We start from the raw sequence: 24,061 nt of genomic DNA, 5'->3' as shown, positions 1-24,061 counted from the left end.
AGGATTGAATCACAGGGGGCAGATGGGTTGCGGGTCGGCCGGCTCGGGCAAGGGCCGCGTGCTGGCTCGGGTCTCCTTGCCGCTCAGGCCGCCACCCACCGGCCACCAGGGCTTGGCCTCGTGGCTGCTGAACTGGCAGGGCCCGGCCGGCCAGGGGAAGGACAGCCGGCCCGTGAAGCCGGGCCAGGGCTTGCCGCCGGCCGGGGCGACGAGCACGTCCGTCAGGCCAGCGCCCTCGCTGCCCGGCTGCCACGCCGCGATGAAGGCGTCGCTCTTGTTGGCCAGGTCGTTCACGTACAGCGGCCGGCCCGAATACAGCAGCGTGACGACCGGCGCGCCGCGGCCGGCAACGCGCTGCAGCACGGCGGCGTCCTGTGGATGGCGGCGGCTGTGGCGAAGGTTCTCGGTGATGCGCACATCGCCCTCGCCCTCGGCGTAGGGCGTCTCGGCCAGCACAGCGACGACGGCGTCGAACTGCTTGGGGTCGTGCGTGCTGCCGTCGGCATCGAAGACGACGTTGGCCGCACCGAGGCGCTGGCGCAGCGCGGCCAGCAACGAGGTGGCTTGGGGAAAGTCGGCATTGGTGGTGTCGCGGCCCTGCCAGGTGATGCTCCAGCCGCCGGCCTGGTGGGGAAGGCTGTCTGCCGCCGCGCCGACGACCAGCACGCGGGCATTGCCCTTCAGCGGCAGCAGGCCGGGCCGGTGCTTGAGCAGCACCAGCGACTCGCGCACCGCGCGGCGCGCCAGTTCCGGCGCCTGCAGGGCCTCCACGGTGGCGGGCACGGCGGTCGGCACCGACATGCTGAACTTCACGCGCAGGATGCGTCGCACCGCATCGTCCAGCCGCGCCATCGGGATGCGCCCCTGCTCCACGGCGCGCACGGTGTTGTGGAAGAAGGCCTTCCACTTGAAGGGCACCATGACGACGTCGATGCCGGCGTTGATGGCCTGGGGGCAGTCTTCGTCCTTGCAGCCGGTCACCTGGCCGACGCCGTCCCAGTCGCTGACGATGAGGCCGTCGAACGCGAGACGCTCCTTCAGCAGGTCGGTCATCAGCGTCTTGTTGCCGTGCATCTTGCCGTGCGGCGTGAAGCTGGCGCTGTCGGTCCAGCTGCTGAACGAGGCCATCACGGTCAGCACGCCGGCATCCAGAGCGCCGAGGTAACCGGCGCCGTGCACGTGGGCGAGGTCGGCTGGCGAGGTCTGCGCCAAGCCCTGGTCGATGCCGCGGCGCGTACCGCCATCGGCGATGTAGTGCTTGGCTGTGGCCAGCACGCCGCGGCCGTCCTTCAGCCCGTCCTGCAGGCCTTCGACGGCGGCCTGGCCCAGCCGCTTCACGAGCGCCGGGTCGGCGCCGTAGCTCTCGTAGGTGCGTCCCCAGCGCACGTCCTGCACGACGGCCAGCGTCGGCGCGAAGGCCCAGTGCACGCCGGTGGCGCGCACAGCGCGCGCCGTGGCGCGGCCGATGTCGCGCACCAGGTCGGTGTTGCGCGTGGCGCCCAGTGCAATGTTGTGCGGGAACAGCGTGGCGCCGCGCAGGTTGTTGTGGCCGTGGACGGCGTCCGTTCCCCAGATCAGCGGGATGCCCGGCGTGGCCTGCAGCGCGGCGGCCTGAAACTTGTCGGACAGCTCGCGCCACTGTGCCGGCGTGGCGGCGCGGTCCTGCCCCGGCCAGCCGCCGCCGCCGTTGAGGATGGTGCCGATGGCGTACTCGCGCACCTCGTCAGGCGTGATGGCGCGGATCTCGGGCTGCGTGATCTGGCCGACTTTCTGGCGCAGCGACAGCGTCTTGAGCGCCGCCTCGACGCGGGCCTCCAGTGCGGCGTCGCGTTGCGGCTGGCGCACCGGCCAGGGCTGCAGAATGGCATCGGTTCCATCGGCGAGCGCGCCGGTGGTGGAGAGCAGCAGTGCCAGGGCCAGCCCCAGGGGGTTTTGTCTCATCGTCATGGCTTTCATCAGGGGACGTGACGGTAGTGGGTGAAGCAAAAAAACGTCAACCCCCGGGCCGGCTCGGTTGACAACATATTTGTCCAAGCTTTAGATTTGCGCCGCGTTTGGAACCGGTTCCACATTTTCTCCAAGTGGCCGATATCCAGACCAGCGAACAAGACGAACCAGACCCAGGAGACAACCATGACCCGCTCCCTGTCGCGCACCCCCTGGCGCGCCCTGACGCAGCTGCCCGAGCAGCGCCTGCGCCTCACCCCCGTCGCTGCGGCCGCGCTGCTGTGCGCACCGCTGCTGGCGGCAGCCCAGGCCGCACCGGCCGCTGAGCAGAAGCTCGAGACCGTCACGGTGACGGGCTTCCGCGCCAGCCTGGAATCCTCGATCAGCACCAAGCGCAATGCCGACGCCATCGTCGAGGCGATCTCGGCCGAGGACATCGGCAAGCTGCCCGACGTGTCCATCGCCGACGCGATCTCGCGCCTGCCGGGCCTCACCGCCCAGCGTGTGGCCGGCCGCTCGTCGGTCATCAGCATCCGCGGCATGGCGCCGCGCTATGGTGTGACGCTGCTGAATGGCCGCGAGATCGTATCCACGGGCGACAACCGCTCGGTGGAGTACGACCAGTTCCCCAGCGAGCTGATCAACGCCGCTACGGTCTACAAGACGCCGGACGCCAGCCTGTCCGCGCAGGGCCTGTCGGGCACCATCAACATGAAGACGCTGCGGCCGCTGGACTTCGGCAAGACGCAGGCCGTCGTCGGCGCCCGCCTGGAGCGCAACTCCAACGGTTCGCTGAACCCCGAGATCTCGGGCAACGGCAACCGCCTTTCGGCCTCGTACGTGACGCAGTCGGCCGACCGCACCTGGGGTGCGGCCGTGGGCTTCGCGCACCTGGATTCGCCCAACCAGGAGCGGCACTACAAGAGCTGGTGGTGGGCCAACACCAGCGTGTGGGGCTCGCCGCTGCCGGGAACGCCGACGGACTCCGTCGCGCTGCAGGGCTTCGAACTGGGCGCGGCGTCGTCCCGCCAGAAGCGCGACGGCCTGATGGCGGTGCTGGAGTACAAGCCCGGCAACGGCTTCCACAGCACGCTGGACGCCTACTACTCCAAGTTCGACCAGACCGAGGCCCGCCGCACGGTGATGTCGGACATGTCCGTGTGGTCCGGCGCCAGCTGGGCCAATGCGCAGACCACGGTGGTCAACGGCGACAAGCTGGTCACCAGCGGCACGGTGAACAACGTCAACCCGGTGGCGCTGACCACCTTCAACCAGCGTCAGGACGACGTGCGCGCCCTCGGTTGGAACAACGAGCTGAAGCTGGCCGACTGGAAGCTGGCGGCCGACCTGAGCTGGTCCAAGGCCAAGCGTGACGAACAGAACGCCGAGTTGGCCGCGGGTGCGACCTCGCGCGTTAGCCTGGGCCAGGTCAACATCGCCACTGGCGACGGTCTGTCGACCTTCCAGCCGAGCTTCGACTATGGCGACGGCAGCAAGGTCTACCTGACCGACCCGCCGAACTGGGGGCGTGATGGCCGCAGCCAGTTCCCCAAGGTGCGCGACGAGCTCAAAGCCTTGCGCCTGACCGCCGGCCGCAGCTTCGAGGGCGTGTTCAACAGCCTGGACGTGGGCCTGGACTACTCCGAGCGCGAGAAGCGCATGAACCGCACCGAGGTCAACTACAACCTCAAGAACAACCGCGCCCCCGTGCTGGTGCCGGCCAGCCTGCTGCGTGCGCCCACCGACCTGAGCTTCGCCGGCAGCAAGATCCGCATGGTCAATTTCGACCTGCCCGCCGCGCTGAGCCTGTACGACGCCGTGCCGACCTCGGAAGACCAGGCGCCGGGTCGCATCTGGGCCGTGCAGGAAAAGATCACGGCGGCGCATGCCAAGCTGGGCTTCGATGTCGAGTGGGGCCTGCCGCTGCGTGGCACGCTGGGCCTGCGCGTCGTGCACGCCCAGCAGTCCAGCGATGGTCAGCTGTGGAACGCGGTCACCAAGAAGGGCGACCCCATCAGCGGCAGCGCCAGCTACACCGATGTGCTGCCCAGCTTCAACCTGTCGGCCGACCTGACCGAGAAGACCATCCTGCGCTTCGGCCTGGCCAAGGTGCTGGCGCGTCCCAATATGGAAGACATGCGCGCCGGCATGTCCTACAGCCTCAGCGGCTCGGCGCCCTACCTGTGGTCCGGCAACGCCGGCAACCCGGCGCTGGAGCCCTGGCGCGCGGATGCGGTGGACCTGTCCGTCGAGCACTATTTCAGCAAGCGCAGCTATGTGGCGGCGGCGGCCTTCCACAAGAACGTCAAGAGCTCGGTCTACGGCCAGGGCAGTGACTTCGATTTCACCGGCTTCCCCAACCCCACGCCCAACACGCCAACCCGCAACGTCGGAACGCTGAACCGGCCCACCAACGGCCAGGGCGGCATGATCGCCGGCACCGAGATCAGCGCCTCGCTGGACGGCGGCCTGCTGACCCCGGCGCTGGACGGCATCGGCGTGAGCGTCAGCTACTCCAACACGCGCAGCTCCATGCACGAGGAGAACAACCCCAACAAGCCGCTGGATGGCCTGTCGGGCGTGGCGACCAACTTCACGCTGTACTACGAGCGTGACGGCCTCTCGGCCCGCCTGGGCAGCCGCCACCGTTCGCCCTTCGTGACCACGGTGCGCGGCACCTTCGGCGAGAACGTGCCCAGCATGATCTCGGGCGAAACCATCCTTGACGCGCAGCTGGGCTACGCCTTCGAGACTGGCAGCTTCAAGGGGCTGTCGCTGACGCTGCAGGTCAACAACCTGCGCGATCGCCCCTACCGTACCCGGGTGGGGGTGTCGTCCGGTGCCGCTGATCCGAATGCGACGCTGCCGGAGCGCTACACCTCGTACGGGCGCCAGCTGCTGCTGGGCGGCACGTACAAATTCTGACTCCGACCCATTTTGATAACTGCGCCGGCCGTCGTGCCGGCGCTCCAATTGCTCATGAGCTTCCAAAACGCCCCGACCCGCCAAGACTTCCCCGCCGACTTCCGTTGGGGCGTATCCACTTCCTCGTTCCAGATCGAAGGCGCCGGCGACGCCGACGGCAAGGGTGAATCGATCTGGGACCGTTTCTGCCAGGAGCCCGGCCGCATCCGCGACGGCGCCAACGGCCTGGTGGCCTGCGACCACTACCACCTGTACCCGCAGGACTTGGACATGGCCAAGGCCATGGGCGTCAACGCCTACCGCTTCTCCATCGCCTGGCCGCGTATCCTGCCCACGGGCCGTGGCGCGGTGAACGAGGCCGGCCTGGCCTTCTACGACCGCCTCGTCGACGCCATGCTCGAGCGTGGTCTGGACCCCTGGTGCACCCTCTACCACTGGGACCTGCCGCAGGCGCTGCAGACCCAGGGCGGCTGGACCTCGCGAGAGACGGTCGCTGCCTTCGTCGAGTACGCCGACATCGTCACCCGCCGCCTGGGTGACCGCGTCAAGCACTGGATCACGCACAACGAGCCGTGGTGCTCCTGCATGATGGGTTACTGGGAGAACGTGCACGCGCCCGGCGGCAGCAGCCTCGCCGACGCGCTGCAGGCCAGCCACCACGTGCTGCTGTCGCACGGACTGTCCATTCCCGTCATCCGCAAGAACGTGGCCGGTGCCGACATCGGTATCACGCTGAGCCTGCACCCCATCACCGCCGCCAGCGACAGCCCCGAGGACGCGGCCGCGCTGCAGCGCCACGACGGCCTGCGCAACCGTTGGTTCCTGGACCCGCTGTTCGGCCGCGGCTACCCGGCGGACACGCTGGCCCTCGTCGGCGACGCCGCCCCGACCGTGCTGCCCGGCGACCTGGACGCGATCGCCACGCCCACCGACTTCCTCGGCGTGAACTACTACTTCCCCGAGATGGTGAAGAACGATCCCGATCCGAAGACGGGTGGCCCGATGCGCGCCAGCCTCGTCGAGAAGCATGGCGTGGAGCGCACCGGCTTCGGCTGGGAGGTGTCGCCGCAAGGCCTGGTCGACCTGCTGGCCCGGGTGCAGCGCGACTACAACCCGGCCGTCATCCAGCTGACCGAGAACGGCTCCACCTTCGAGGACGTCCTGACGCCCGAGGGCCGCGTGCACGATAAGGAGCGCCTGTCCTACCTGCAGCGCCACCTGGCCGCACTCAAGGCTGCCGTGGATGCCGGCGTGCCGGTCAAGGGCTACTTCGCGTGGAGCCTGCTGGACAACTTCGAATGGGCCGAGGGCTACCTGCGCCGCTTCGGCCTGGCCTATGTGGACTACGCGACCCAGCGTCGCATCCTGAAGGACTCCGGCCTCTGGTATGGCCAGTTCCTGAACGAATAATTAACGCGGGTTCACCAGCTCGTTCGTGGGAACGGGCGGTTTCTAAATGAAATATTACAGGGTCATCCCGCAGGTCGGTTTTGCCGCCGCGGGGGACACTGCGGGCCTCGCTGCCCACAAGAATCCGGAGACAAGATGACCTATCCCCGCCTCGCCCTGCTCGCCGCCGCCCTCGCTGTGGCCGCCCTACCGGCCGCCGCCCAGGCGCCGCTGAAAGCCGAAGTCATCCACTGGTGGACGTCCGGTGGCGAGTCCGCCGCCGCCAAGACGTTGGCCGAGGCCTACAAGGCCCAGGGCGGCCAGTGGGTGGACACCGCCGTCGCGCTGGGCGAGCAGGCGCGCTCTGTCGCCATCAACCGCATCGCTGGTGGCAACCCGCCCACCGCCGCGCAGTTCAACACCACGCAGCAGTTCCGCGACATCGTCGAGCAGGGCTACCTGAACAACGTCGACGACGTGGCCAAGCGCGACGGCTGGGACAAGTTCCTGCCCGAGGCCGTGCTGAGTGCCATCAAGGTCAATGGCCACTACTACGCCGCACCGGTCAACATCCACAACATGAGCTGGTTCTGGTTCTCCAAGGCTGCCTTCAAGAAGGCCGGCATCGTGGAAGAGCCCAAGACCTTCGACGAGCTGTTCGCCGCGCTGGACAAGCTCAAGGCTGCCGGCCTCGTGCCGCTGGCGCATGGCGGGCAGCCGTGGCAGGACGGCATCGTCTTCACCGCCGTTCTGGCCCATTACGGCGGCCGCGAGCTGTACCTGAAGGTCTTCAAGGACCGCGACCCCAAGGCCATCCAGGGCGAGGCGTTCAAGAAGGTGCTGCTTGCCTACAAGAAGCTGCAGGGCTACACCGACAAGGGCTCGCCGGGTCGCAACTGGAACGACGCCACCGCCATGCTGATCAACGGCCGGGCCGGCGTGCAGATCATGGGTGACTGGGCCAAGGGCGAATTCGCGCAGGCCAGGCAGGAGGCCGGCAAGGACTACGGCTGCACGCCCGGCTTCGGCGCCAACGCGCCTTACATCATCCAAGGCGACGTGATGGTGTTCCCCAAGACGAACAAGCCCGACCAGATCAAGGCCCAGCAGCTGCTGGCCAGCGTCATCACGCAGCCGGCAACGCAGGTGGCCTTCAGCATCAAGAAGGGCTCCATTCCCATCCGCACAGACGTGGACGTGAGCAAGATGGACCTGTGCGGCCAGATGGGCGTGGCGGCGATGAAGGACAAGTCGCGCCACCTTGCCAACGGCGAGATCTACATCACGCCCGACCAGAACGGCGCGTTGCAGGACGTGCTGACCAGCTACTGGAACCGCAACCTGCCCGTCGAGAAGGTCCAGAAGGACATCGTCTCTGCGCTGAAATGAAGCCCCTCGCCCACTCTCGCCGCGCTGAACGCGGCCGAGCCTGGTCGGTCCCCCGAGGGGACGGCGATGCTTGCGGCATCGAGCCGCAAGCGCATCGCCCAACGGGCCGGCTTGGGAGCGGCCCGGCGCTCGGCCCGAAACACTCCATCTGGTAACGATCGTCATGAAGATTCGCTCCCTCGCGGCCTGGGGCGCGTTGCTGCCCCTGGCCCTCATCGTGGGTGTCGGCTATGTCGGCACCGTGCTGTGGACGTTGCGCACGTCCATGTCCAGCTCGCGCACCTTCCCCAAGGACGACTTCGTCGGCCTGCAGCAGTTCGAGCGCCTGCTGGACAACGAGCGCTGGCAGCTCGCCATCCACAACCTCGCCGTCTACGGCGTGCTCTACATCGTCGCGGCCATGCTGCTGGGCTTCCTGCTGGCCGTCTTCATCGACCAGAAGGTACGCGGCGAGGGCGTGCTGCGCACCGCCTTCCTGTACCCGTACGCGATGTCTTTCGTCGCGACCGGCTTGGTCTGGCAGTGGGTGCTCAACCCCGACAGCGGCCTGCAGAACGCGATGCAGCAGATGGGTTGGACGAACTTCACGTTCGACTGGATCGTCGATCAGGACATGGTCATCTACACCGTCGTCATCGCCGGCACCTGGCAGGGCGCAGGCCTCGTGATGGCGCTGATGCTGGCCGGCCTGCGCGGCATCGACGAGGAAATCTGGAAGGCCGCGCGGCTGGACGGCATTCCCACCTGGCGCGTGTATCTCTCCGTCGTGCTGCCCATGATGGGCCCGACGCTAGCGACCGTCTTCACGCTGCTGGCCACCGGCGTCGTCAAGGTGTTCGACACCGTCGTCGCCATGACCCAGGGCGGCCCTGGCACGGCGAGCGACGTGCCCGCCAAATTCATCATGGACCACCTGTTCGGCCGCGCCAACCTGGCACTGGCCTCGGCAGGCGCGGTGATGCTGCTGATCACTGTGTTGGCCCTCGTCGCGCCGCTGGCCTATGCCCGCAGCCGCAAGCAAGCGCAGGGAGGCCACTGATGAGCAAGCGCAAATCGACCGCCCTGTGGGCGCGGATCGGCGTCTACGCCTTCCTCGCCTTCGCCGCGGCCTTCTTCCTGCTGCCGCTGTACGTGATGCTCACGACCTCGTTCAAGAGCATGGAGGAGATCCGCCTCGGCCAGATCTTCGCGCTGCCGTCCAGCATCACCTTCGACGCCTGGCGCGCCGCGTGGAGCGAGGCCTGCACCGGCGTCAGCTGTGAGGGCGTGCGCGGCGGTTTCTGGAACTCCGTGACGATTGCCGTGCCGTCCGTCGTGCTGCCCATCCTGTTGGGCGCCATCAACGGCTACGCCCTGAGCTGGTGGAAGCCCAAGGGCAGCCAGTGGCTGTTCGGCGTGCTGATGCTCGGGGCCTTCATCCCCGTCCAGGTGATGATCTACCCGCTCGTCAAGCTGGAGGCGGCCATCGGCATCTACAGCAGCCTGCCTGGCATCGTGTTCGTGCACCTGGTGTTCGCCATGCCCATCATGACGCTGCTGTTCCGCAACTACTACGCGGGCCTGCCGAGCGAGCTGTTCAAGGCGGCGCGCGTGGATGGCGGCGGCTTCTGGCGCATCTTCATCCAGCTCGTGCTGCCGATGTCGACGCCCATGCTCATCGTCGCGGCCATCATGCAGATCACCGGCGTGTGGAACGACTACATCCTGGGCCTGACCTTCGCCGGCCGTGAGAACCAGCCGATGACGGTGCAGCTCAACAACGTCATCAACACGACGACGGGCGAGCGCCTCTACAACCTCAACATGGCCGCGACCATCCTTACGTCGGCCGTCCCCCTTCTTGTCTATCTGATCTCCGGCCGCTGGTTCGTGCGCGGAATCGCTGCCGGAGCCGTGAAATGAGTGGCGTGAACATCCAGGGCCTGAGCATCAAGTTCGGCGCCAACGAAGTCATCAAGGGGCTGGACCTGCAGGTCCGCGAGGGAGAGTTCCTCGTGCTGCTGGGCCCGTCGGGCTGCGGCAAGTCCACGCTGCTGCACAGCATCGCCGGCCTTATTGACGTGTCGGGCGGCAGCATCCACATCGGCGGGCAGGATATGACCGACGCCGAGCCCAGCGAACGCGGCATCGGCATGGTGTTCCAGAGCTATGCGCTGTACCCGACGATGACCGTCGAGAAGAACATGAGCTTCGGCCTGCGCGTGGCCGGTACGCCCAAGGCCGAGATCGAGCGCCGCGTCAACAAGGCGGCGCAGATGCTGCAGCTGACGCCGCTGCTGGGCCGCAAGCCGGCGCAGCTGTCCGGCGGCCAGCGCCAGCGCGTCGCCATCGGGCGGGCGCTGGTGCGAGAGGCCGGCGTGTTCCTGTTCGACGAGCCGCTGTCCAACCTCGACGCCAAGCTTCGCGCCGAGCTGCGCCGCGAGCTCAAGCTGCTGCACCAGACCCTGGGCAGCACCATGATCTACGTGACGCACGACCAGGTCGAGGCCATGACGCTGGCCTCGCGCATCGTCGTCATGAAGGGCGGCGTCATCCAGCAGATCGGCACGCCCGCCGAGGTCTACGAGACGCCGGCCAACCTGTTCGTCGCCGGCTTCCTCGGCGCGCCAGCCATCAACCTCGTGCCCGTCACGGTCGCGGCCGATGGCGTCACGGTGAACGGCGCGCTGTCGCTTCAGCTGGCGGCCGGCCGTGCGAAGGCCGGCCAGCAGCTGGTGCTGGGCATCCGCCCCGAGCATGTGCGCCTGCAGGCCGACGGCCGCTGGCGCGCCACCGTCGAGCTGGTCGAGCCTATGGGCAACCACCAGGTCGTGTGGATGACGTCCGGCGGCCAGGGCCTGTCGGTCGTCGTGCACGACGGCCGGCGCATCACGGCCGGCGAGACGCTGGCCTTCGACGTCGACGAATCCCTGCTGAGCGTCTTCGATGCCGCCAGCGAACTTCGCCTGAACTGACCCACCCCTGCCATGAAGAAAATTCTGCTGGCCCTCGCGGCCACCTGCGCCCTCGGGGCTAACGCCTCACCTGTGCGTGCTTTCCTGACCACGGCGGATCAGCAGCAGCTGATGGCGCCCAGCGCGGTGGCGGCGCCGGCCACGGCTGATCCGGTCATCCGCATCGACCCCCGCCGCCAGTACCAGCGCATGGCCGGCTTCGGCGCGTCCATCACCGAGGCCTCGGCCTGGTTGATCCGCAACGGCATGAGCCCCGCGCAGCGCGACGCGCTGATGAAGGAGCTGTTCACCCGCGAAGGCCAGGGCCTGGGCTTCGACCTGACGCGGTTGACCGTCGGCGCCTCCGACTTCTCGCGCCGCCACTACAGCCTGGCCGACATGCCGCGTGGCCAGACCGACCCCGAGCTCAAAAGCTTCTCGCTGGCGCTGGAGCGTGAGGACGTCATCCCCGCCGTCAAGCAGGCGCTGGCGTTGAACCCGCAGCTGCAGGTCATGGCCTCGCCGTGGAGCGCGCCGGGCTGGATGAAGACCACCGACAGCCTCGTGCAGGGCCAGCTCAAGCCCGAGCACTACGGCGCCTTTGCGCGCTACATGGTGCGCTACGTGGAGGAGATGAAGGCCGAGGGCGTGCCGCTGTTCGCGCTGACACTGCAGAACGAGCCGCACTTCGAGCCCGGCGACTACCCCGGCATGCGCATGACGCCGCGCACCCGCGCCGAGGTCGTCGGCAAGCACCTCGGCCCGCTGCTGGAAGCCAAGGGGATGAAGACGCAGATCCTGGAGTGGGACCACAACTGGGACGAGCCCTGGAGCCCGCTGTCCATGCTGTCCGACGCGACGGCGCGCAAGTACGTGTCGGGCGTGGCCTGGCACTGCTATGCGGGTGATGTGTCGGCCCAGTCGCAGGTGTCCCGGCACTACCCTGAGCTGGACGTCTGGTTCACCGAATGCTCCGGTGGCGAATGGAAGCCGCAATGGGCCGAGACGCTGCCATGGATGATGCGCCACCTCATCATCGGCAGCACCCGCCACGGTGCGCGCGGCGTGCTGATGTGGAACCTGGCGCTGGACCCCAAGCACGGCCCGCACCTGGGCGGCTGCAAGGACTGCCGCGGCGTCGTCACCATCGACCCCAAGGATGGCAAGGTCACGCGCAACATCGAGTACTACGCCTTCGGCCACGCCAGCCGCTTCGTGCGCCGCGACGCGCGCCGCGTGGACTCGACCGGCGGCACGCAGACGCTGGACCATGTCGCCTTCACCAACCCCGACGGCAGCACGGCCCTCATCGTCAGCAATTTCGGCGCAAAGCCGCAGCGCTTCACCGTGCTGGGCGCCGGCCAGCGCTTTGCTTACGAACTGCCGGCTAGCGGCGTCGTGACCTTCACCTGGTGAGGCCTGCGGGGCGGCCGCGCTGCGGCGCCCCGGCAACGAGGGGCTGACCGCGGGCTTGCGCCTACTGGCGCCGGGGGGGCGTCCCTCGCTAGGATGGCCCAATGACCGGGTCGCTCTTGATCAGCACCAGCCTCATCGCCATGCTGGGCGCGGCGCTGCTGGTGCTGGCGCGGCTGGAGCCCGGCCACCCCCACATCACCGACTGGGGCTGGAGCCATGTCTTGCTGGCCCTCGGGCTGGCGCTGGGCGTGGCGCTGGCGCCGCCTCACCTGGACCTGCCGCTCTACAAAGCCCAGGCCACGGTCGCCACCGCCAGCATCATCAGCTCGCTGGCGCTGCAGCTGGCGGGCTCGGCCCGCTACCGCGGCCTGGCCTGGCACTGGCGCCTCGCGGCGCCGGTGTTCGGGCTGCTGCTCGTCCTGATCCTCGGGCTGGCCCTGGTGCAGCAGCGCTACGCCATCGTGGCCGCCGCGGCCGTGCTCACGCTGGGCAGCTGGCTGGCCGCCTGGTGGTTGTGGCGCGGTGGGGCGCGGTCCGAGCGCTTCGTGGCCGGCTGCTTCGCCGCGTCGGGCCTGGTGCACCTCAGCGGCCCCGTGCTGGACCCGCTGGCCCGCTCCGGCATCACGCATGCGATGGGCACCTACGTGCAGGTGGCGCTGGCCATGGCGCTCATCCTGCTGTCGGTGCGGCGCGCGCACCGAGAGACGCAGCGGGTCAATTTACGGTTGCGGCAGCTCTACGAGCAGTCCATGCAGGGGCTGCTGGTGGTCTGCGAGCGCCAGGTCGTCTATGCCAACCCGGCGGCGCTGGCGATGTTCGGCTTCGACCGCGTGGCCGACATCGGCAGCGTCGGTCCCCTGATCGCGTCCAGCGAGCTGGACGCGGCCCGCAGCCGCTACGAGCAGCTGCTGCGCGACCGCCACGGCCACATCAGCTGGGAGGGCGAGCGCCATCGCCGCGACGGCAGCGTCGTTTATGTGCGCGGCACGTCCAGCTACTTCGAGTGGGAGGGCCAGCCCGCGCTGCTGGTGCTGATGCTGGACGACACCGAGCGCCAGCGCGCCACCGAGGCGCTGCGCCGCCAGGCCCTGCACGACGAGCTCACCGACCTGCCCAACCGCCACGCCGCGCTGGCCCGGCTGGCTGACGCCACCGCGCCGGGCAGCCCCGGCTTCGCGCTGCTGTCGGCCGACGTGGACCGCTTCCAGCTCGTCAACGAGAGCCTGGGCCACGCCACCGGCGACGCGCTGCTGCAGGCTATCGCCGCGCGGCTGCGGGCGGCGCTGCCGCCCGAGGTCATGCTGGCGCGGCTGGGGGAAGACCAGTTCCTGCTGCTGCAGCCTGGTGTGCTGGACGACGCGGCCGCGCTGCTGGCCGGCCAGCGCCTGCTGGCCCAGCTGAACGCGCCGTTCAGCGTGGGCCACCGGGCGCTGTATGTGCACGTGTCGGTCGGCGTGGCGCGCTACCCGGCCCATGGTGCCGACGGCACGGCCCTGCTCAGTGCGGCCGAGCTGGCCATGCACCAGGCCAAGCAGCAGGCCGGCGCGGCGGCGGTGGTGTTCCAGCCCGGCATGGCGGCCGGCTCGGGCGGGCTGCTGGAGATCGAACAGGCGCTGGCCGCGGCCATCGACAACGGCGAGTTCCAGCTCGACTACCAGCCCAAGTTTGCGGCCGGCACAAGGCGGCTCGCCGGCTTCGAGGCGCTGGTGCGCTGGCAGCGCCCGGGCCAGGGCCGCGTCAGCCCAGCGGACTTCATCCCCGCCGCCGAGCGCACCGGCCAGATCGTGGCGCTGGGCGCCCTCATCCTGCGCGAGGCCGTGCAGCAGCTGCGCGGTTGGCAGCAGCAGGGCCTGGCCTGCGTGCCCGTGGCCGTCAACGTGTCGCCGCTGCAGCTGCAGGACCTGGGCTTTGCCGACTGGCTGCTGGCGCTGGTGCAGGCCCACGGCGTGCCGCCAGGGCTGCTGGAGGTCGAGATCACCGAAACCGCCGCCATGGCCCATATGGAGCGCGTGCTGCCGCAGCTGGCCCGGCTGCGTGCGGCCGGCATGGGCGTTGCGTTCGACGACTTCGGCACCGGCCAGAGCTCGCTGACGCTGCTGCGCCGCCTGCCCATCACCACGCTCAAGCTGGACCGCAGCATGGTGGAGCCTCTGCCCGAGCCCTCGGCCGGCGCCGTGGTGCGTGCGGCCTGCGTGATCGCCGAGGCGCTGGGCCTTACCGTCGTCGCCGAGGGCGTGGAGACCGAGGTGCAGGCGGCCGAGGTAGAACGCCTGGGCTGCACCCACCTGCAGGGCTGGCTGCTGTCGCGGCCGCTGCGGGCCGATGCCGCCACGCAGCTGCTCAGCGCGCCATCGGATCGCCCATCCTGATCGCGCCGCCCGGCTGCCAGCCGGGGTTGAACTGCAGGCCGCTCTTCTCGAACAGCATGACGACCGTGGAGCCCAGCAGGAAGCGGCCCATCTCGTCGCCCTGCGCCAGCGTGACCTGGCCGGGCGCGTAGTCCCAGGCCTTCACGGTGCCGCCGCGCTTGATCTGGCCGTGCCACACGGTGGCCATGCTGCCCACGATGGTGGCGCCCACGAGCACCAGCACGTAGCGGCCCAGGGCGTCGTCGTCGAACACGCACACCACGCGCTCGTTGCGCGCGAACAGCCCCGGCACGCCGCGTGCCGTGGTCGGGTTCACCGAGAACAGCTCGCCCGGCACGTGCACCATGCGCACCAGCCGGCCGGCCGCCGGCATGTGGATGCGGTGGTAGTCCTTGGGGCTGAGGTAGAGGTTGGCGAACAGCCCGTCCTGGAAGCGCGCGGCCAGCTCGGCGTCGCCGCCCACCAGCGCCGTCGTCGAGAACGCCTGGCCCTTGGCCTGGTAGACCTGATCGCCCTGGATGCGGCCCACCTGGCTGATCGCGCCGTCCACCGGGCAGATCAGCGGTGCGCTGGCCAGTGGCCGCGCGCCGGGCTTGAGCGCGCGGGTGAAGAAGTCGTTGAAGGTCTTGTACGCCGTGATGTTCGGCTCGGCGGCCTCGGCCATGTTGACGCCGTAGCGGGCGACGAAACGGCGGATCGTCGACGTCGTCATGCGGCCGCGCGGCTTGCTCGCGATGCGGCCGGCCAGGCGCGTCATCGCGCCTTTGGGCATCAGGTACTGGGGAAGGACTTTGAGGCGGGACATAGGGGGCGGAGTTTAAGAGTCGACAATTCGGGCCCATGTCCTTTGTGCACAGCTCCTTCTACCGTTTTACCCCGATGGCGGACCCGACCGCCTTTGCCGGCTGGCTGCGCGAGCGCGGCGCTGCGCTGCGGCTGGGCGGTGTGATCCTCGTGGCCGAGGAAGGCCTGAGCGCGGCCATCGCTGGCGAGGCCGACGCGGTGCAGGCGTTCGAGGCTGAGTTGCAGCAGCAAGCCGGTTTTGCCGGCCTGCACTTCAAGCACAACCCCTGCGAGCGCCCGCCGTTCAGCCTGCTCAAGGTCAGCGTCAAGCGCGAGATAGTCGCCTTCGGCGTTCCCGGGGTGTCCGGCGGCGCGGCCAGCGACACGCACGTCAGCCCGCAGCGCTGGCGCGAGCTGCTGGACGACTCCGACACCGTCGTCCTCGACAACCGCAACACGTTCGAGTTCAAGCTGGGGCGCTTCCGTGGCGCCATCGACCCCGGCGTGGCCCACTTCCGCGACTTCCCGGCCTACGTCGAGGCGCATCGGGACGAATGGCAGGGCAAGACCGTCGCCATGTACTGCACTGGCGGCATCCGCTGCGAGAAGACGGCGGCGTGGATGCAGGCGCGCGGCCTCAAGGTGGCGCAGCTGGACGGCGGCATCCTGAACTTCCTGGAGGCCTTCCCCGACGCGGCGGCCGATTGGGAAGGCGAGTGCTACGTCTTCGACAAGCGCATCGCCATTGACGCCGCCGGCCGAGAGACGGGCACGACGGCGGAGGCGGTCTTCACCGACCCGGCGGATGCCTGGCGACTGAACCGGGCCAAGCGGCTGGACCCCGGCGAAACCTGAAGCCGCGCCTGTTCACGCCGGCACGGCGTCGGGCGCCGCTGCAGTGGTTGGCGTCGGCATCGCCCGCGCCACGTCCACCACCTGGCCGCCCTTGACCTGCACCACCCGCTGCGCCCCGGCAATCGTCTCCGGCCGGTGGGCAATGATCAGCCGCGTCAACTGCATGTGCGCAATGGCAGCCGTCACGGCGCGCTCATTGGCAATATCCAGGTGACTGGTGGCCTCGTCCAGCGCCAGCACGCGCGGCTGCTTGTAGAGCGCGCGGGCCAGCAACAGGCGCTGCTTCTGGCCGCCCGACAGGCCCGAGCCCAGGTCGCCCACCAGCGTCTCGTAGCCCATGGGCATGCGGCAGATGTCGTCGTGCAGTTGTGCCATCTGCGCGCAGACCTGCACGCGCTCGCGGTCCGGCTGCACGTCGAAGAAGGCGATGTTGTCCGCCAGGCTGCCGGTGAGCAGCACGTCTTCCTGCATCACGGTGCCGATCTGGCGGCGGAAGTTCTGCACGCCGATGTGCTGGATGCGTTGCCCGCCGTAGAGCACCTCGCCCTCGGTGGGTTTGAGCAGGCCCAGCGCGATCTTCAGCAGCGTCGTCTTGCCTGCGCCCGACGCGCCCACCACGGCCACGCTTTCGCCAGCTTCGATGCGGAAGTTTGCATCCTTCAAGATCCACGGCTCGCCCTCGCCGTAGCGGAAGCTCACGTTGCGCAGTTCGATGCTGGGCACGAGGTGGGTCAACTCGTTGTGCGGCACCTCGTCCTTCTCGGGCGGTTCCAGGCAGATATCGGCCAGGCGTTCGGCGTGCAGGCTGAGCATCTTCAGGTCCACGGCGTAGTTGATCAGCGCAGACACGCGGCCCGCGAACTGGCCCTTGTAGGCGAGGAAGGCGAACAGCATGCCGATGGTCATGCCCGCGCCCGAACTGGCGCCGCCGCTGGTCATGCCGCCCATGATGAGCTTGGCGCCCAGCCACAGCACGAGCAGGTTCTCCAGGCCGAAGATGAAGGTGTTGGCCGTGGAGAAGCCCATGCCCATGCGGGCGGTGCGTAGATCGCGGTTTTGCACTTCGACAATTAGGTTCTGCCAGCGGGCGCGACGCTCCTCCTCGCGGCCAAATAGTTTCAGCGGCGCGATGGCGCGCAGTGTTTCCAAGAAGTGGGTGTTTTCCTTGGCCGCGATGACCAAACGTTCTGCAGCGGCGTCACGAAAGGGGCGGTAGGAGACCCAACGAAGCAGTCCGTAAATCGCCACGGCACCTACTGTCACGGTGGCGAGCGTTGGAGCGTAGATCAGCATCATCACGAGCGCGGCTACTGCCATCAGACCGTCCAACACCGCCTCAATGGCGGCCGTTGTCAACGTCTGTTGGATGGACTGCACGGCACCGAAGCGCGATGTGATGTCGCCCAGATGACGTTTCTCGAAGAAGGCGACGGGTAGCTTGACGAGGTGCGAAAAAACATTGCTCGCCCACTGAAGAGACAGAGTCTGGCTCAAGATGATCACCATCCAAGAGCGGGCTAAGCCGATCATGGTCTGTGCCACGAGTAGTAGTGCGAAGCCAATCACCAGCACGGTCAGCATACTGCGGTCGCCAGAGGTCAACACGTCGTCCACAACTATCTGATTGAACAACGGCGCGGCGATTGCAAACAGCTCCAGCACCGCAGCGACCACGAAGATTTGCAGCAGCGAGTGCCAAAGCCCTATCACCTTGCCGGTGAGCGCGCGCAAGCTCACACGGGTGGCTGGAGCTTGGGCTTTGAATTCTGCAGTTGGAGTGAGTTCGAGCGCGACGCCAGTGAAATGTCGGGACGCTTCAGAAAGCGAGAGTGTTTGTTCGCCGACAGCGGGGTCGAGGATGACGACGGTGTTGCGCCTTACCTTTTTTAGCACGACGAAGTGGTTGAGATTCCAGTGCAAGATGCTTGGTATCTTCAACTGACAAAGCTCTTCCATCGACACGCGCAATGCCCGGCCAGCCAGTTGCAGCTGCTGCGCAGCCTGCATGACACTTTTCAAGGTCATGCCCTTGGATGCGATACCGAGTTTGCGTCGCAAGTCAGTAACATCGATATGCTGACCAAAGTGGCCGGCTGCCATTGCCAAGCAGGCTAGGCCGCATTCGCTAGATTCAGATTGCAGGACTAATTTAACCATGAAGGGTTGCCGAGATCTGATCTGCTGTCTTAAATTCCTTCCAAGTCGGTGCCTCAGTGTCCTTGGGATTCTTGGGGTATGCCAATGAATTATTGGTGATTGTCAATTAATACTGCCTTCCAGGCGCGTATGGTGGGTGGCTTCAATGAGATTTCCGACTAGCAAGGCACCTCAAAAAACCATGGGTTCCGACTTTCATTGGGCCCTGACCATCGGTTCTCTCACATGTGTGATGTGGCCGTAACTTGATTGATAGCTAGGCGTCATGAATGGTTTTCTGAGGTGGTTTTCTATTCGGGTGTTGACTTGGGCGTTCGCTTGAGTCCACGCCATATCAGGTGGTAGGCAAGTATTGATGCAAAACCTACGCCAGTGCCTATGAGGTGTGTACTCCCGAGGGCCGCGCCTATTGAGCCTACGATTAAGCCCACGGCACCTAACACCATTGCATCGCGCGTATTGGACTTTTCATCCTGCCTCTTCTTTAGTATGCGCGCCATTAGGTGGGCGGCAAGATAAAAGAATAGTGCACCTCCCATGGCCCCAGCAACTAGAAAAAACATTCTAAAACCTCCGGGCGTGTCTGGTTATCGGCTTGAGTGCTGTGGTGGAGTGGATTTGTTCCACAAATAACTGTATCCCTGCTTCACCGCAAAGCCTACGCCAGCGGCAGCGACAGCAGAGCCGCCAAATCCGATTACAAGAGCTCCGGCGGCAGTGCCAATTGCCAAGGCACCGATCTGCTGCTCGACGTTCAGCGTCGTGGCTGCCGTCTGACCCTGATAGTTGCCGTAGATGTGAATCTCCTTTGCGCCAAATCCGTTGATCCGTTCCGTCACTGTAAATGTCATTCCGATTTCGGAGTCCCAGCAGGTGAAACCGCTAGCGCCGCCGTCGTCCTTAAACCGGGCACACTCCCATTCTCCACCGGAAACTTCAATAAGTTCATGGTCAGCAATTTGTCGCATTTGGAGGATTCCTCTGGATCTTCATTAAGGCTGATTTGACGGCCAGCCGGTTCCGCAACTGCGCTCTTCAACTCATTCCCCCAGCCGGGGTTTAGTCTCGTCGCCCAGATCCCTTCTACCGCCTGCCACGGCTGGCGCCGGTTCGAGCAGCCACTCCCACACCTTCCGGCTGTCCTGCCGCACATCCGCATTCAGGCTCATACCGGCAGCCAGTGATGTAGGTTTTCCATAGGTCGTCACGCTTTGCTCCTTCAGGCGCACCGTGATGCGGTACATCGGTTCGTTGGCCTGTGCCGCCGCTAGCAGCGCCTGGGCCTGACCCGCCGGCAAATCGGCCGGTGCAATGGGGCTGCGGCTGACGGTAGTCACCTGGCCTTCGGCCATGCCGAACTTCTGGTACGGGAAGGCCGCATAGCGCATCCATACGGACTGGCCCGGCTGAACGAAGCCGGCGGTGCGGCTGGGCGCAAAAAGCTGCGCCTGCAACTCAGCCGGATCAACTCCCGCCGGGCCGGCAGCGGTCGGCACGACGCTCACCAGCGTTTGCCCCGCCTGCACCGCTTGGCCAGCGCCCAGCGTCAGCGCGCTGACCCGCCCCGTCTGCGGGGCGGAAAGCGTTAGGCCATTGCGGCCATCGGCCTCTGTGGCTTCCTGGTTGAGCACTGCCATGCTGCGGTCGAGTTGCGCGAGGGCGGTCTGCGCCTGGGTGTCCAGCACCTGCCGATCCGCACGCGCGGTCTGCAGGTCACGCTGCAAGGCCTGCAGATTTCGCTCCGCATTGCGCTGCCGCAGTTGCAGGTCCAGCAGTTCTTCCTGCTTCTGCTGCACCTGCGCCGCAGCGACAAAGCCGTCCCGCGCCAGTTGCTCCTGCCGCTCCACGCTTTTCTGGGCCAGTTGCAGGCGCAGGCGGTGGGTGTCCAGTTCCGACAAGGCCTGGCGCTCCTCGGCCTGCAGGTTCTGCAGGCGTTGCTGCAGCGCCTCCTGGCGTTGGCGCAGGTTCTGTTCCGTCAGTCGGCGTTCGGTCTCCAGGCTGGCGCGGCGTGCGGCGTGCGGCGAGCGCCTGGGCGGTCAGCAAGGCAGCATCGCCCTGGGCCGTGATGCGCTCAGCCTTGATGCGCAGTAGCGGCTGACCGGCCTGCACCTCTTCGCCTTCGCGCACCAGCACTTCGGCAATGGTGCCGGCCTGAGGCGCAGCGACGTTGAGCAGTCCACCCACCGGCAGCAGCACGCCATGCACCGTGGCCTTGCGGGTGACTTCACCCCAGCAGGCGAACGCGATGAGCGCCGCTGCCATGGCCAGCGAAGCGCCGGTGACGACGCTGAAGCTCAGCGGCCGGCCGATGCGGATGCTGCCCAGCCACTGCGCCTGGCGGGCTTCCAGCACTTCCTGGCGGAAAAGCGGCAGTGCCGGCTTGGCGGTATCGGAAGAAGTCTGCGCGGGCTGACTCACGGCGATCTCGGGCTTCGTTGTCGTTGCTTCGTCTGAGCGGCGTTCCTCTCGCCATCTCAACGTGGTCGGAATTCTGCGAAGCGGTCCGAGCGGCGTGACCTAGCAAACCTTCCAGGTCACCGGGGTGAAGATTCACGCGGCTGGTGGCTTGGCTGGGCCAAGCGAATCACCTAACGCGAAACCTCGTGCCAGGCGCCTGAGGCCCAAGCAGAGACAATCGCGCCCTCACGCTGAGAAACACTCTTCATGTCCCACCTGATCGTCCACGGCGGCACGCCCCTTTCCGGCCGCATCACTCCCTCGGCGAACAAGAACGCCGTCCTGCCCATCCTGTGCGCCACGCTGCTGACCCAAGCGCCCGTGCGCCTGCGCGGCGTGCCCGAGATCACCGACGTGAAGAAGATCGTCGAGGTCTTCCGCAAGCTGGGCTCCCAGGTCGAGCTGGACTTCAAGACCGGCATCCTGGACGTCCATCACAAGGACACGCGGTTCGATCCCGCCACCGACCGCCTGCCCGAGGAGATGCGCTCCTCCATCATGCTGGTGCCCGGCCTGATGGCGCGCTTCGGTGCCGCGCGCATCGAGGACGACGTCAAGGGCTGCACGCTGGGCGCCCGCGAGATCGACCCGCACGTGGAGGTGTTCCAGCGCTTCGGCGCGGATGTGGAGCGCCTGCCCGACGGCCTGGTGCTGAAGGTGGACCGCCCGCTCAAGGCCAACGACCACTGGACCGACTACGCCTCCGTCACGACGACCGAGAACTTCGTGCTCTGTGCCGCTCTGGCTGATGGCGTCTCCACGCTCACCAACGCCGCCAGCGAGCCGCATGTGCAGGAGTTCTGCAACTTCATGTCGCTGCTGGGCGCGAAGATCGAAGGCCACGGCACGTCCAAGCTGAAGATCACCGGCGTGCAGGAGCTCGGCGGCGCCGACTACACCTTCACCGAAGACTTCCACGAGATCGTCACCTTCCTCGCGTTGGGCGCCATCACCGGCGGCAACGTGCAGGTCAAGAACGGCGCGCCGGAGATGTTCCCGCTGCTGGACCGCACCTTCGCGAAGTTCGGCGTGCAGATCGTCCACGAGGACGGCTGGAGCCGCTGCGTCGTGGACGGCCCGCTGAAGGTCAAGGAGCCCTTCACGCGCAACATCCTGCAGAAGGTCGAGGCCGCGCCCTGGCCCTATGTGCCGGTGGACCTGCTGCCCATCTTCGTGGCCCTGGGCGTCAAGGCCGAGGGCAGCGTGATGTTCTGGAACAAGATCTACGACGGCGCCATGGGCTGGACGTCGGAGCTCGCCAAGTTCGGCGCGCACGCCTTCCTCAGCGACCCGCACCGCATGATCACCTTCGGCGGCAAGCCGCTGAGCCCCGCCGAGGTGGAGAGCCCGTACATCATCCGCGTCGCCATCGCGCTGCTGATGGTGGCGGCCAGCATCCCCGGCAAGAGCGTGATCAAGAACGCCACGCCCATCCGCCGCGCCCACCCCAACTTCGTCGAGCACATCGGCGAACTCGGCGCGCGCATGGAGTGGGTCGAAGGAGACTGATGGCGATGTGGCGCTGCCTGAGCGCTGCGGTGGTGTTCGCGGCGACGGCAGCGCAGGCGCAGCCGCCGGCCGACACCATCCGCTGGGTGGCGCAGGACCTGCCGCCGCATTTCAGCTTCCACGAAGGCCATGCGCCGCGCAGCGTGGCTGAGCTGGGTTCCGGCGAGGTGGCGAGCTTCATGCGCGTGCTGCTGCCCCGCATGGCCGGGTTCCGGCACGAGTTCGTCGAGGCTGGCACGGCGCGCTACGAGGCACTGAGCCGCACCGGTCAGACGCTGTGCTCCACGCTGCACGTGCGCACACCCGAGCGGCTGGTGTGGGCCTACTTCTCGCACCTGTACCCGCCGCTGGCGTCGCGCGAGGTGCACGTCATCGTGCGGCGTGAGGCGCTGGGCCACGTGATGGCGCACCCGCCCGCCGATGGGCGCGTGGTGCTGGCCGACCTGCTGCAGCGCTCCAAGCTGCGGCTGCTGGTGGCGCGCGACCGCGCCTTCGGGCCCAAGATCGACGCGCTGCTGGCGCAGCAGGCCGTGCCGCGCCTGAGCGTGGGCGCGCAGCCGGGCACGCAGCTGATGGACATGCTGCGTGCTGGCCGCATGGACTACACGCTGGATTACCCCGCCGCCATGCACGACTACCTGCGCCGCAGCGGCGACGCCGCCGCGCTGGTGGCGCTGCCCGTGGCCGAGGGCCGCAGCACGCTGGTGGCCACGGTGTCCTGCAGCCGCACGCCGCTGGGCCTGCGCCACATCGAGGCCATCGACGCGGCGGTACGCGAGCTGGCACGCGACCCCGACCGCGAACGCTGGGTGCGTGCATGGCGCGGCGAGGCGCTGTCGGGGCCTGACCTGAAACGGCTCAACGCCTACATGGACGAGCGCGCCCGCAGCGGCCCGCGCATCGAATGAGCCGGCCGCCCAAGCCGGCGCTGCCCCTGCGCAACGGCGTGGCCGCCAGCGCCGTGTTCTGCCCGCCCGGGCCCTGGCCCACGCTGACCGCCTTCCTCGCCGAGCGCCTGCCGCGCGTGGCCGACTGGGCCGAGCGCCTCGCGCGGGGCGACGTGGTCGGCGATGACGGCGCCCCCGTGGCCGACGCGCCCTACCGCGCGCAGCGCCGCGTCTACTACTGGCGCCACCTGGACGACGAGCCCGCCGTGCCCTTCGAGGCCCGCATCGTCTTCCAGGACGAGCACCTGCTGGTGGCCGACAAGCCGCACTTCCTGCCCGTCACGCCCAGCGGCCTCTACGCCCGGCAGACGCTGATGGCGCGGCTGCGCCATGCGACGGGCCTGGTCGACCTCATCCCCATCCACCGGCTGGACCGCGAGACCGCCGGGCTGGTGGTCTTCGGCGTGCGGCCGCAGGACCGGGATGCCTACCACCGGCTGTTCCGCGATCGCGCGGTCGACAAGGTCTACGAGGCCATTGCGCCCGCCGGCCCCGGCCCCTGGCCGCGTACCGTGCGCCACCGCCTGGCCGAGCCCGACGGCGACGACTTCATGCAGATGCAGGTCGTGCCCGGCGAGCCCAATGCCGAGACGTGCATCGACCTGGTCGAGCTGCTCGCCAATGGCCTGGCCCGCTACGAACTGCGCCCGCGCACCGGCCAGCGCCACCAGCTGCGCGTGCAGATGAACGCGCTGGGCCTGCCCATCGTTGGTGACCGCATCTACCCCGTGCTGCAGCCGCACGAGAACCCGCCGCGTTTTGATGCGCCGCTGCAACTGATCGCGCGCGAGATCGCATTCACGGACCCGGTAACGGGCGCGCTGCGGTACTTTTCACGTGACACCGCCACAATCGCGCTGCATGACGCTGCCCCTCGCCCAGTCTCGCCCCGCTGATCGCGGGCGCCCCTGGGCGGTCTTGCAGACCGCGCAGCCGACGGAGCGGCTACCCTTCGGCAGGCACGACAAGTCCACAGGACTTGCCG

The 24,061-nt window shown here is 67.7% G+C and carries 18 protein-coding genes; 12 read left to right on the top strand and 6 right to left on the bottom strand.

The window, feature by feature from the left end; genetic code table 11:
- Positions 1-9: 9 nt before the first annotated feature.
- On the bottom strand, positions 10-1,947 hold the full coding sequence (locus ACG0Z3_RS04340; RefSeq protein ID WP_394395639.1) for a glycoside hydrolase family 3 protein: 1,938 nt from the start codon (positions 1,945-1,947) through the stop codon (positions 10-12).
- Between the two features lie 186 nt (positions 1,948-2,133).
- Between ACG0Z3_RS04340 and ACG0Z3_RS04335 the strand changes: the two genes are divergently transcribed.
- From ACG0Z3_RS04335 to ACG0Z3_RS04300, 8 genes are all read left to right on the top strand, one after another.
- A complete protein-coding gene (locus ACG0Z3_RS04335) occupies positions 2,134-4,872 on the top strand; it encodes a TonB-dependent receptor (RefSeq protein ID WP_394395637.1) in 2,739 nt (912 codons plus the stop codon).
- Between the two features lie 54 nt (positions 4,873-4,926).
- Positions 4,927-6,282 carry a GH1 family beta-glucosidase gene (locus ACG0Z3_RS04330; RefSeq protein WP_394395636.1) on the top strand — a complete coding sequence of 452 codons (1,356 nt, stop codon included), beginning with the start codon at positions 4,927-4,929 and terminating at the stop codon, positions 6,280-6,282.
- 135 nt (positions 6,283-6,417) lie between these two features.
- Complete coding sequence (locus tag ACG0Z3_RS04325) at positions 6,418-7,650, top strand: ABC transporter substrate-binding protein (RefSeq protein ID WP_394395635.1); 1,233 nt, start codon at positions 6,418-6,420, stop codon at positions 7,648-7,650.
- Positions 7,651-7,813: 163 nt separating this feature from the next.
- Positions 7,814-8,689, top strand: coding sequence for a carbohydrate ABC transporter permease (locus tag ACG0Z3_RS04320; protein WP_394395634.1), 876 nt, complete (start codon positions 7,814-7,816; stop codon positions 8,687-8,689).
- Complete coding sequence (locus ACG0Z3_RS04315; RefSeq protein WP_394395631.1) at positions 8,689-9,552, top strand: carbohydrate ABC transporter permease; 864 nt, start codon at positions 8,689-8,691, stop codon at positions 9,550-9,552. The genes ACG0Z3_RS04320 and ACG0Z3_RS04315 overlap by 1 nt, the downstream gene beginning before the upstream one ends.
- Positions 9,549-10,604 carry an ABC transporter ATP-binding protein gene (locus ACG0Z3_RS04310; RefSeq protein ID WP_394395628.1) on the top strand — a complete coding sequence of 352 codons (1,056 nt, stop codon included), beginning with the start codon at positions 9,549-9,551 and terminating at the stop codon, positions 10,602-10,604. Before ACG0Z3_RS04315 ends, ACG0Z3_RS04310 begins: the two co-directional genes overlap by 4 nt.
- A 12-nt stretch (positions 10,605-10,616) precedes the next feature.
- Positions 10,617-11,999 carry a glycoside hydrolase family 30 protein gene (locus ACG0Z3_RS04305; protein WP_394395627.1) on the top strand — a complete coding sequence of 461 codons (1,383 nt, stop codon included), beginning with the start codon at positions 10,617-10,619 and terminating at the stop codon, positions 11,997-11,999.
- 101 nt (positions 12,000-12,100) lie between these two features.
- Positions 12,101-14,368 carry a putative bifunctional diguanylate cyclase/phosphodiesterase gene (locus tag ACG0Z3_RS04300; protein WP_394395626.1) on the top strand — a complete coding sequence of 756 codons (2,268 nt, stop codon included), beginning with the start codon at positions 12,101-12,103 and terminating at the stop codon, positions 14,366-14,368.
- Here ACG0Z3_RS04300 and asd read toward each other — a convergent pair.
- Positions 14,340-15,173, bottom strand: a complete 834-nt coding sequence (asd, locus tag ACG0Z3_RS04295; protein WP_394395625.1) for an archaetidylserine decarboxylase — start codon at positions 15,171-15,173, stop codon at positions 14,340-14,342. The two genes, ACG0Z3_RS04300 and asd, sit on opposite strands and share 29 nt — an antisense overlap.
- Before the next feature lie 35 nt (positions 15,174-15,208).
- On the opposite strand from asd, the gene trhO reads away from it, so the two are divergent.
- Positions 15,209-16,006, top strand: coding sequence for an oxygen-dependent tRNA uridine(34) hydroxylase TrhO (gene trhO / locus ACG0Z3_RS04290; protein WP_394395624.1), 798 nt, complete (start codon positions 15,209-15,211; stop codon positions 16,004-16,006).
- A gap of 12 nt (positions 16,007-16,018) precedes the next feature.
- Here the strand turns inward: trhO and ACG0Z3_RS04285 are convergent, their stop codons facing one another.
- The 4 genes from ACG0Z3_RS04285 to ACG0Z3_RS04270 all read right to left on the bottom strand — a co-directional run bounded on the left by ACG0Z3_RS04285 (position 16,019) and on the right by ACG0Z3_RS04270 (position 20,581).
- Positions 16,019-18,163: a peptidase domain-containing ABC transporter gene (locus ACG0Z3_RS04285; protein WP_394395623.1), complete on the bottom strand. Its 2,145-nt coding sequence runs from the start codon at positions 18,161-18,163 to the stop codon at positions 16,019-16,021.
- A gap of 587 nt (positions 18,164-18,750) precedes the next feature.
- On the bottom strand, positions 18,751-19,131 hold the full coding sequence (locus ACG0Z3_RS04280) for a hypothetical protein (RefSeq protein WP_394395621.1): 381 nt from the start codon (positions 19,129-19,131) through the stop codon (positions 18,751-18,753).
- 72 nt (positions 19,132-19,203) lie between these two features.
- Positions 19,204-19,800 carry a beta-barrel domain-containing protein gene (locus ACG0Z3_RS04275; protein ID WP_474101252.1) on the bottom strand — a complete coding sequence of 199 codons (597 nt, stop codon included), beginning with the start codon at positions 19,798-19,800 and terminating at the stop codon, positions 19,204-19,206.
- A 76-nt stretch (positions 19,801-19,876) separates the two neighbouring features.
- Positions 19,877-20,581, bottom strand: a complete 705-nt coding sequence (locus ACG0Z3_RS04270; protein WP_394395620.1) for a biotin/lipoyl-containing protein — start codon at positions 20,579-20,581, stop codon at positions 19,877-19,879.
- A gap of 246 nt (positions 20,582-20,827) precedes the next feature.
- Here ACG0Z3_RS04270 and ACG0Z3_RS04265 point away from each other — a divergent pair, with 246 nt between their 5' ends.
- The 3 genes from ACG0Z3_RS04265 to ACG0Z3_RS04255 are packed head-to-tail and all read left to right on the top strand — an operon-like array spanning position 20,828 to position 23,972.
- Complete coding sequence (locus ACG0Z3_RS04265) at positions 20,828-22,129, top strand: UDP-N-acetylglucosamine 1-carboxyvinyltransferase (protein WP_394395619.1); 1,302 nt, start codon at positions 20,828-20,830, stop codon at positions 22,127-22,129.
- The gene (locus ACG0Z3_RS04260; RefSeq protein ID WP_394395618.1) at positions 22,129-23,037 is read left to right on the top strand and encodes a TIGR02285 family protein; all 909 of its coding nucleotides are present in this window, start codon (positions 22,129-22,131) and stop codon (positions 23,035-23,037) included. Before ACG0Z3_RS04265 ends, ACG0Z3_RS04260 begins: the two co-directional genes overlap by 1 nt.
- The gene (locus tag ACG0Z3_RS04255; protein WP_394395616.1) at positions 23,034-23,972 is read left to right on the top strand and encodes a pseudouridine synthase; all 939 of its coding nucleotides are present in this window, start codon (positions 23,034-23,036) and stop codon (positions 23,970-23,972) included. The genes ACG0Z3_RS04260 and ACG0Z3_RS04255 overlap by 4 nt, the downstream gene beginning before the upstream one ends.
- Positions 23,973-24,061 lie beyond the last annotated feature (89 nt).

Origin of the sequence: Pelomonas margarita (genome assembly GCF_043555875.1) — a bacterium.
GTDB classification, from domain to species: Bacteria; Pseudomonadota; Gammaproteobacteria; order Burkholderiales; family Burkholderiaceae_C; genus Pelomonas; species Pelomonas margarita.
The sequence above is the reverse complement of the archived record's forward strand: the minus strand, read 5'-3'. Positions and strand labels throughout refer to the sequence as shown.